Genomic DNA, 8,312 nt, shown 5'->3' on the forward strand with positions numbered 1-8,312 from the left:
GGTCTGCTGCGGCAAGGGCGCGCAGGATGCCGGCCTCAAGGCGGGCGCGCTTGTCAAGCAGATCGCGGCCATTGCCGGCGGCAACGGCGGCGGCAAGCCGGACATGGCCATGGCCGGTTTGAAGGACGCCACCAGGATCGACGAAGCCCTGAACGCCGTGCCCGGCATCGTTGCGGGCATCCTGCAGGGTTAAAGAAGTTTTTGCAAAGCGGCGCGTCGGGCCGTTTGCCCGGCGCGCCGGCCATTGGAAAGGAGGAACCCACCGATGGACGATTGTTTGTTCTGCAAGATCGCGGCAGGCCAGATCCCCTCGAACAAACTGTTTGAGGATGACAGGATCCTGGCGTTTTACGACATCGACCCCCAGGCCCCGGTCCACTTTTTGGTGATCCCAAAGGCCCACATCGACTCCGCCGCAAAGCTGGGGGAGGAGGACGGCGCCCTGCTGGCCCATGTGTTCGCCACCATCGCCCGCCTGTGCGATGAGCTCGGGTGCGAAAAGGGCTACCGCGTGGTCACCAACGTGGGGGAGGACGGCGGCCAGAGCGTGCGCCATCTGCACTTCCATGTGCTGGCAAAGCGCAGCCTTGCCTGGCCTCCGGGCTGACGGGATGTGTTTCACCGCTTCAAACGTGATACAGGAGGGAACTTGAATGTCTCAAAAAACCTATACTCTGCATGTTGCCGGGCTTACCCGTGAGCTTCCCATCTGCGCCATCAACGAACATCTGGACATCGCGGCGTTCATCATGTTCAGCGACGTGGAGCTCACCGTGGCCTGCGCCGGAGAGCTGCTCAAGCGCTGCCCGGAATTTGACGTGATCGTCACCGCCGAAGCAAAGGGCATCCCCCTGGCTTACGAGATGAGCCGTCAGAGCGGCAAACTGTATATCCCGGCCCGCAAAGCTGAAAAGCTTTACATGAGCGAGCCGGTGATCGTGGAGGATGAATCCATCACCACCAACGGCAAGCAGAAGCTGGTCATTGACCGCAAGGACCTGGAAGCCATGAACGGCAAGCGGGTGCTCATTGTGGACGATGTGATCAGCACCGGCGGTTCCCTGCATGCGCTGGAGGGCCTTGTGGCCCGCAGCACCGGCACTGTGGTGGCCCGCGCCGCAGTTCTTGCGGAAGGCGATGCCGCCGACAGGACCGACATCGTGTATCTGGAAAAACTTCCCCTGTTCCCGCATTGACCGCCGTGCGGCGCCCGGCTGCCGCTTTTGGCGGCGTATACGTTCTCACCCAGCTGGCCGCTGTCACTCTGCCGCCGGCGGCTTTTCTGCCGCTTGCGGCAGTTTTTGTTTGCGGCGGCATCATCGCCTGGGCCAGGGGAAAGCGTGGATTTGTTTGCGTGCTGCCGCTGGCAATCCTGGCAGGATTTGCTGTGCAGTGCATTGGCTTCGCACTTTGCGTGCGGCCCGCCTTTTCCCTCGCCGGCCGCAAACTGGATGTTCTGGCGGAAGTGGTGAGTGCCGAGCCCGGATTTGCCGAAGACACGGCGCGGGTGCGGCTCAAACTGCTTGCGAGCTGCGGGGCGGACGAACGCCTGCCGCACGCGCTCGTTTCTGCGAAGGTTTTTCCCTCCTGCGAGGAAGGGCAGCGGTTCCGGGTGTCGCTGGCCTTTGAATCGCTGGAAAAGGACGAGTATTTTTATTCCAGTCTGGCGGACGGGGTATACCTTCAGGCGGAGTATCAGGAAACGCCGGAGCTTGTGGGGGAGAGCGGCAGTTTCCGGTACGTTCTGAGCCGTTTTCAGGAGCGGTTCGCCGCCAATGTGGCCCGTTACCTGCCAAACGATGAGGGCGCGGTGCTTGCGGCCATGGCCAGCGGCGACAAAAGCCGCTTGACCGGCAAGATCAACGACGATTACCGCGATGCCGGCATTTCCCATCTGCTGGTGGTGTCCGGTCTGCATCTCAGCCTGGTGTGCGGCGTGTTCGCAACCCGTACCGGCCGCTTATGGCGGGTGAGGTCAGCGGCGGCCATCCTGCTCGTTTTGTTTATGATGGGCCTCACCGGCTTTTCCCCCTCGGTGCTCAGGGCCGGCATCGGCGCGCTGATCCTGCATCTGGGCAGTCTTTTTCTGCGTTCTGCCGACACGCTCACATCTATGGGGATCGCCGCGGTCCTCATCAGTTTTCAGGGGCCTTACGCCGTGTGCGACCTGGCGTTTCAGCTCTCCTTTGCCGCTGCTCTCGGCGTGGTGCTGGCGGGGGAATCGCTGAAAATGATGCAGGCAAAGCAGTCGGACGGCAAAAGGCCGCTGCTTTACCGGCTGAAAGAGGAAACACTCTCGCTTTTGCTTCCCACAGTCTTTGCAGCGCTCTTCACTTTGCCGGTGCAGCTGCTGGGCGGCCTGTCGGTGAGCGGCGTGACAGTGCTTTCCAACCTGCTGGCCCTTCCCCTTGCAGGGTATTGCGTGGTGTTCGGCATGCTTGCCGGCGTGTGCGGCTTTGTTCCCGGGCTGGAGTTCGCCGCGCGGTCCTTCTCGCTGCTGGGCGGGCTTTTGGCAAAACTGCTCAACGCCGTGGCGGCACTCTGTGCGGGCCTGCCTCTGGCCCGGCTGCCGCTGCCCCGGGACTATTCCCTCATCGTTCTTGCCGCTTCGGCGTGCGCCGTGCTCTGTGCCTGGCGGCTGGGGCCAAAACGGCTGGCATGGCTGGCCGCACTTCCGCTGGTCATGCTGGGCGTCGTCTGGGCTGTGGTGCTGGAGCGGGGAACGGTGGAACTGGCGGTCCTTGGCACTGCGGCCAGTCCCTGTGTCGCCGCCGTGCAGGACGGGCAGGCCCTCGTGGTGTTCCGCGGCGGTGAGTCCAATGCTGAAGATGTGCAGGAATACCTGCAAAGCAAAGGCGTCGACATGCCTGAATGGGTGATCGACCTGCGCACCGATGCCTCATCCGCGCCGCCCACTGCAGCACATACCCTTTTGCTGAAGGATTTTGCAGTGAATGAGGCCAAAACCCTGCCCGTTTGTGATATAATGGCAACAGTCATCCGCCTGCGCAGAGGCGGTCTGGTGCTGCTGGATGTGGGCGGCTACAAAATCGCCGTGCCTGTGGGCGCGGCGAACACCGGCTCGCCTGTGCGGGTCGACCTGGCCGTGACCGGCAGCATAAAACCGGCGAATCTGCGGGCCGAAACACTGATCGTGCGCGCTGCCTATGACTGGCAGGCCGAACAGGGAAGCGACGTGTACTTTGCACCTCGCGGCGCAAGGGCGCTGATACGCCCGGGCCGGGCGGCAGTGCTGAAAGGAGGAAACTATGCTTTACAGCAAAACGCAGTGGCGTGAGGCGCTGGAAAAAAGCGCCCCGGTCTATTATTTTTATTCCTCCGACCCATTTTTGGCCCGCACCGCTGCCGAAAAGACCCTGGCCAAACTGGCCGCCGCTGCCGACGGAGAAGTCACCGTGCTGGACGGGCCTGCCCCCGGTGTGGAGGAAATGGTGACGGCCGCGGGCACCATCTCCTTTTTTGGCACCCGGCGCATCGTTTCACTGCCGAACCTCCAGCCCTCCGCTTATGGTGAAAAGGACCTGGAAGAAGTGTGCGACGTGATCGCCAGCGCCGAGAACGCCGCGTTTGTGATGTTCAGCGTGTTCACGGAGGAGCGCGGCCAGCTCAAGATCGGCAAACAGGCCAAAAAGCTCATCGCCCTTTGCGAAAAAGAGGGCTATGCGGCTCAGATGGTCCATCCAGGGCCCCAGCAGCTGCGGGCGCTTTTGCGCCAGCGCGCCCGGGAACAGGGCGCCGAACTGTCGGAAAATGCAGCCGCCGCCATGCTGGAGCGGTGCGGCCAGGATATGTTCCTTTTGGAAAACGAGGTGGACAAGCTGGCCGCCGCCAGCGGCTACACCGAGATAACCCCCGCGCTGGTGATGGAGATGGGCACCCGCAGCCTGGAGGCGGACGTGTTCGACATGGTGCGCTGTGTGACCTCTCGCAACGCGGCCCGGGCCTGCGAAATGCTGGAGGTGCTGCTGCGCCTCAAAACAGACCCCATTGCCATCACTGCCGCACTTGCCAGCAGCTTTGTGGATATGTACCGCGTCAAGGCGGCCCAGGCCCAAAAGATGGACTACAACCGGGTCTACAAGGATTTTGGCTACACCGGCAAGCCCGCCCGCCTGCAGATCAGCGGAAGGAACGCCTCCAGCTACACCCTGGCTCAGCTGGCCGCCTGCCTGGAGGTGCTGGCCGAACTGGATGGCGACCTGAAAGGCGGTTCCTCTGCCGCCCCGGACGTGCTGCTGCAAACGGCGCTGTGCCGCCTTGCGGCGGCGGGAGGCCGCCGGTGACGGGCGAACGGCCGCGCATCCGTCAGGTGCTGGTGGTAGAAGGCCGCTACGACGCGGCAGCCCTTACCAACGCAGTGGATGCGCTCATCCTGTGCACCGACGGCTTTGGCATCTTCAAGGACAAGGAGACCCAGAGCCTTCTGAAGGAACTGGGCCGTCAGCGGGGCGTCATCGTACTCACCGACCCAGATGCGGCGGGGTTTCGCATCCGGCGCTTTGTCGCGGACCTTGTGGGGGCGGAACATGTGTGCCACGCCTATGTGCCCGCGGTGGAAGGCAGGGAAAAGCGCAAAGCCGCCCCCGGCAAAGAGGGCCTGCTGGGCGTGGAGGGCTTCGGCGTGCAGGCGCTTCGGCAGGCGGTTTTGGCCGCCGGAGGGCAGGAGGCCGCCCGCCGTGCAGGCCGCGCCATCACCTACGGCGACCTTTACGCCTGGGGCCTTTCCGGCACCGCTGGCAGCAGGGAAGACCGCTATTCCTTTTTGAAGCGCTTGGGCCTGCCGCCGCGGCTTTCCAAAAAGGCGCTGCGCGATGTGCTGAACAGCCTTTATACCTGGGAAGAGATCAATGAGATGCAAAACGGACCGCAGCGGGGCTGATGCCCGCGCTGTGGTCCGCTCTTTTATTTCAGTTCGCCGTTCAGAAGCTGACGGCAGTACCAGGGCTTTTCAAGCGTAAAGCATTTTCCTTTTACACAAGCAAGAGAGGGAGGGCAGTCCGCCGGGAAGGTGAGCCGCCAGGCGCACAGCGCCTGATACTTGAAGCGAAGCTGCCGGTTCACGGCATTCTGGCCGTATTTTCCATCCCCCAAGATGGGGCAGCCGATGCTGGCCAGGTGGGCGCGTATCTGGTGGGTGCGCCCGGTGATGAGTTCCACCCGCAGAAGGGCCAGCCGTCCGCTGACGGCCATCGTTTCATAGCGGGTCTCGATGGGCGCCGCATCCGCCGCCGGGCGGTCCATCACCGTGACCCGGCCTTTTGCGGCGTCCTTCTTCAGCCAACCCGTCAGTGTGGCCACCGAAGGCTCCGGCCGCCCGAAGGTGACGCAGAGATACTCCTTTTTCAGCCGCCGTGACCGGATGAGTTCGGTCAAATCGGTCAGTGCCTGGGCGGTCTTGGCTACCAGCACAAGGCCGCTGGTGCCGGTGTCAAGCCGGTGGCACAGCGCCGGGGCAAAGCTCTCGCCGGGGCAGTATTCGCCTTTTTTATAAAGATAGAGCTGCACCCGGTGGATGAGGGTATCGGGGGCGCTTTCGTCGTTCACCGGCAGACCGGCGGGTTTGTCGGCAAGGAGCAGCTGGTCATTCTCATACACCACCTTGACGGGGTACTTCGCCTGCAAAAACGCCGGGCCCTCCGCAGGCGGGGCGGCGTTCAGCTGGCCGGGCAGGAGGAACAGCTTTATCTCGTCGCCCGCCTGTACGCGGGTGGAGAGGGGCTGCTTTTTGCCGTTCAGCTTGATCTTGTTCTCCCGCAGGGCCTTGTTCAGGCGGCCCGGTGTCAGCACCGGATACTGCTGCATCAGGTATTTGTCCAGACGGGTGGGCAAAAGGCAGTTTACGCGCAAAACTTCCATTTATAGGATCACCAGGTCCTTTCCTGCCAGCGGGCGGGCGTCCGCCGTGTCAAGCGTCACCATCAGCCAGCCCTCGTCGCTGTCGTCCACATCGAGAATGGGGTATCGCTGCCCCGCGCAGAGGATGGCCGCGCCAGGGCTCAGGCGGCGGCGGGCAAGAGGCGTGTCGTAAAACAGGACCACCTTGTTTTCGTCCGCTTCCCGGCCGATGCCGGCCAGATTCAGGCTCAGAACGCCTTTCAACCAGTAGTCGTCGGAATAGTCCGCGATGCGCAGGGGAAAATCTTCACTGTAGGTCACCGCCAGCTCATGGCTGTAGTCATCCAGCCCCGGCGCGATCACATACAGTGCGGGCTCGGGCTCTCCCTCTCCCGCCCGGGCATACAGAGCGCCGCACCAGGCGCCTTGTTCTGCGGCGGCGTCCGCCAGCTGCAAAAAGGTCTCGGGCCGCTCGGTCACATACAGGCAGTCGGAGCGGATCTCCCCGGAGAGCACCTCGTTGATGAAGCCGGCGCGGCGGGCCTCTGCCGCTGCCTCATCATAGCGGGCCACCACCGCAGTGTCGGTGCTGTTCATCCCCTCGTCGGCGGCATAAAGGGCCAGTTCCATCCCGGTCTGCGTCAGCGGGTCCAGGGCAACGAGGGTATCGTAGCGGCCGCTCACCGTCTCAAAAAAATCGGTGGTGGTGCTGAGTGCCGGAGTGGTGCCGGTGACAAGGTCGGTCTCGGTGGGGCGGTATTCCCGCAGGGAGGCAGCCTTCTGGGCCAGCGCGGGGCTCAGATCCACCAGCTGAACAACGCACAGACAGGCCAAGGCCGTGATGCCTGCATGTTTGAAATGCAACGTACCACACAGCCGCAGCAGACCCGCCACCGCCGCCAGCATGATGAGGTAATAGACCGGCCAGAACAGCCGGCCGCTGCTGCGCAGGGTGGTGGCCAGCTCCACCAACACCTGTGGCAGGGGGAGGCGGAACAGGGTCGCGCCGTTGGCCGTGACCACATGGCTCACCGCAAAAGCGGCAAGGCAGGCGCAGGCAAAGAGCAGCCAGCCGTGCCGGCGCGCAAGCGTCAGCAGGCGGCCGCGCAGCACCCAGAGGCCCCATAACGCGGCCACTGCCGCACCCAGCAGCACGCCCAGGCCCAGGTAGTTGAAACCGTCGTAGTTGCCGCCTGTCTGATTCTGCACGGGCAGGAACAGACTCCAGACAACACCGCGGCTGGTTGGGTTCCAGAGGGCATTCAGGTTCATGGAAAAATAGCCGTATTCGTTGCCAGCGCCGCCCGCGCCCGACCCCGTGGCGCTGAACACGCCGAACAGCCAGCCCACACAGGCAGTGGCCGCGAGGTTTGCCGTCAGAAAAGCAGCGGGGCGCAGAAGCCGGCGGTTGCGCCAGGAATATCCCGCCGCCAGCGCAAAGGTGATGGCGTAGGTCATGGGCACAAAGTAGGGGTGGATGGCGATGGCCATCGCATTGACGGCAAAAAGCCCCTTGAAAGCAAAGCGGTTTTGCCGCATGCCCAGCACATAATAATAAAGCGCCGCCAGAATGAGAAAGTGAGCCGCAAGCGAGGTGTGGCGGAACGCCCGCTCCAGCAGGATGGGGCTGAACACGAAGGGCACAACGCCCAGAAGCGCGGCGAGGTCCGAGTGGGTGAAAAGGCCCGCCAGCAGGGCGGCGAACCCGCCCTGCAGCGCAAAGCACAGCGCTGTGTAGAGCCCGAAATACTGGAACGTCTGGGGCAGAAGCGGACTCAGCAGGCGGAAAAAGGCCGCGAAAAGCGGGATGGAATCGGTGAAAGCGATGCTGGCGCCGTCGGGCCAGTTCAGGCGGGCCGTTTCACACAACGGCAGCGAGAGGGGGGACTGGCGGTAAAACAGCCAGCCTGCGTAATGCTGCTGCACGTCCTGCTCGATGTAGCCGCCGCGCAGGAAAGCGTCGTTGGTCACGTCCAGCGATGAAACGCCGTATAAACACAGAAAGGCCGCGAGCCCCAGCAGGGCTCCCAGCAGAAAAAGTCGGATGTTTCGCTTGTTGGTTGGGGTCATCGCAGCCTCCGCTCATGGCCGCCCGGCTTTGAGCGGGCGGCGTGTTTTCATTATTATAAGGCATTGGCGGAAAAAAAACAATTTCCCACCCCTCGTGTTGACTTTGCCGGGTGGGTATTGTATTATAAAATAGCTTTTTAACTGTGCCGCTGTGGCGGAATTGGCAGACGCAAGGGACTTAAAATCCCTCGGTGGCAACACCGTACCGGTTCGATCCCGGTCAGCGGCACCATATTAAGACGTCACTTTTGATAAAAAAGTGTCGAGGAGAAAATCCCTGTTTACAGGGGTTTTCTCCTTTTTTATGCTCATTTTCCGGCTCCGGAAGCGCATTTGATGCGCTTCCCGTATATAGCTTTACTCCTTGTCTCTACACGGAATACCTG

8 protein-coding genes and 1 tRNA gene are annotated in these 8,312 nt (G+C 62.6%); 7 read left to right on the plus strand and 2 right to left on the minus strand.

All coding sequences use genetic code 11. From position 1 onward, the window contains the following. The 6 genes from ACH2AT_RS10210 to ACH2AT_RS10235 form a co-directional block, all read left to right on the plus strand. On the plus strand, positions 1 to 193 hold a 193-nt coding region (locus ACH2AT_RS10210; RefSeq protein ID WP_394965775.1), incomplete at its 5' end, for a DHHA1 domain-containing protein. Positions 194 to 265: 72 nt separating this feature from the next. Next, positions 266 to 607 carry a histidine triad nucleotide-binding protein gene (locus tag ACH2AT_RS10215; protein ID WP_394965777.1) on the plus strand — a complete coding sequence of 114 codons (342 nt, stop codon included), beginning with the start codon at positions 266 to 268 and terminating at the stop codon, positions 605 to 607. 46 nt (positions 608 to 653) lie between these two features. Next, positions 654 to 1,196, plus strand: coding sequence for a phosphoribosyltransferase family protein (locus ACH2AT_RS10220; protein ID WP_394965779.1), 543 nt, complete (start codon positions 654 to 656; stop codon positions 1,194 to 1,196). 191 nt (positions 1,197 to 1,387) lie between these two features. Further along, positions 1,388 to 3,298, plus strand: a complete 1,911-nt coding sequence (locus ACH2AT_RS10225) for a ComEC/Rec2 family competence protein (protein ID WP_394965780.1) — start codon at positions 1,388 to 1,390, stop codon at positions 3,296 to 3,298. Beyond that, a complete protein-coding gene (gene holA / locus ACH2AT_RS10230; protein ID WP_394965782.1) occupies positions 3,270 to 4,304 on the plus strand; it encodes a DNA polymerase III subunit delta in 1,035 nt (344 codons plus the stop codon). Before ACH2AT_RS10225 ends, holA begins: the two co-directional genes overlap by 29 nt. Beyond that, a complete protein-coding gene (locus tag ACH2AT_RS10235) occupies positions 4,301 to 4,900 on the plus strand; it encodes a toprim domain-containing protein (RefSeq protein WP_394965784.1) in 600 nt (199 codons plus the stop codon). The genes holA and ACH2AT_RS10235 overlap by 4 nt, the downstream gene beginning before the upstream one ends. A gap of 23 nt (positions 4,901 to 4,923) precedes the next feature. On the opposite strand, the gene ACH2AT_RS10240 is transcribed toward ACH2AT_RS10235, so the two are convergent. Beyond that, the gene (locus tag ACH2AT_RS10240; protein ID WP_394965785.1) at positions 4,924 to 5,877 is read right to left on the minus strand and encodes an RluA family pseudouridine synthase; all 954 of its coding nucleotides are present in this window, start codon (positions 5,875 to 5,877) and stop codon (positions 4,924 to 4,926) included. After that, complete coding sequence (locus ACH2AT_RS10245; RefSeq protein ID WP_394965787.1) at positions 5,878 to 7,926, minus strand: DUF6311 domain-containing protein; 2,049 nt, start codon at positions 7,924 to 7,926, stop codon at positions 5,878 to 5,880. A gap of 145 nt (positions 7,927 to 8,071) precedes the next feature. On the opposite strand from ACH2AT_RS10245, the gene ACH2AT_RS10250 reads away from it, so the two are divergent. Then, a tRNA-Leu gene (locus ACH2AT_RS10250) sits at positions 8,072 to 8,158 on the plus strand. Positions 8,159 to 8,312 lie beyond the last annotated feature (154 nt).

It is taken from the genome of Candidatus Allofournierella excrementigallinarum, assembly GCF_944388085.1.
GTDB classification, from domain to species: domain Bacteria; phylum Bacillota; class Clostridia; order Oscillospirales; family Ruminococcaceae; genus Allofournierella_A; species Allofournierella_A excrementigallinarum.

What these genes read in the sequence shown, in the direction of transcription:
- ACH2AT_RS10215 (WP_394965777.1), top strand. Translation starts at nt 266, where the DNA reads ATGGACGATTGTTTGTTCTGCAAGATCGCGGCAGGCCAGATCCCCTCG.
- ACH2AT_RS10220 (WP_394965779.1), top strand. Translation starts at nt 654, where the DNA reads ATGTCTCAAAAAACCTATACTCTGCATGTTGCCGGGCTTACCCGTGAG.
- holA (WP_394965782.1), top strand. Translation starts at nt 3,270, where the DNA reads ATGCTTTACAGCAAAACGCAGTGGCGTGAGGCGCTGGAAAAAAGCGCC.
- ACH2AT_RS10240 (WP_394965785.1), bottom strand. Translation starts at nt 5,877, where the DNA reads ATGGAAGTTTTGCGCGTAAACTGCCTTTTGCCCACCCGTCTGGACAAA.
- ACH2AT_RS10245 (WP_394965787.1), bottom strand. Translation starts at nt 7,926, where the DNA reads ATGACCCCAACCAACAAGCGAAACATCCGACTTTTTCTGCTGGGAGCC.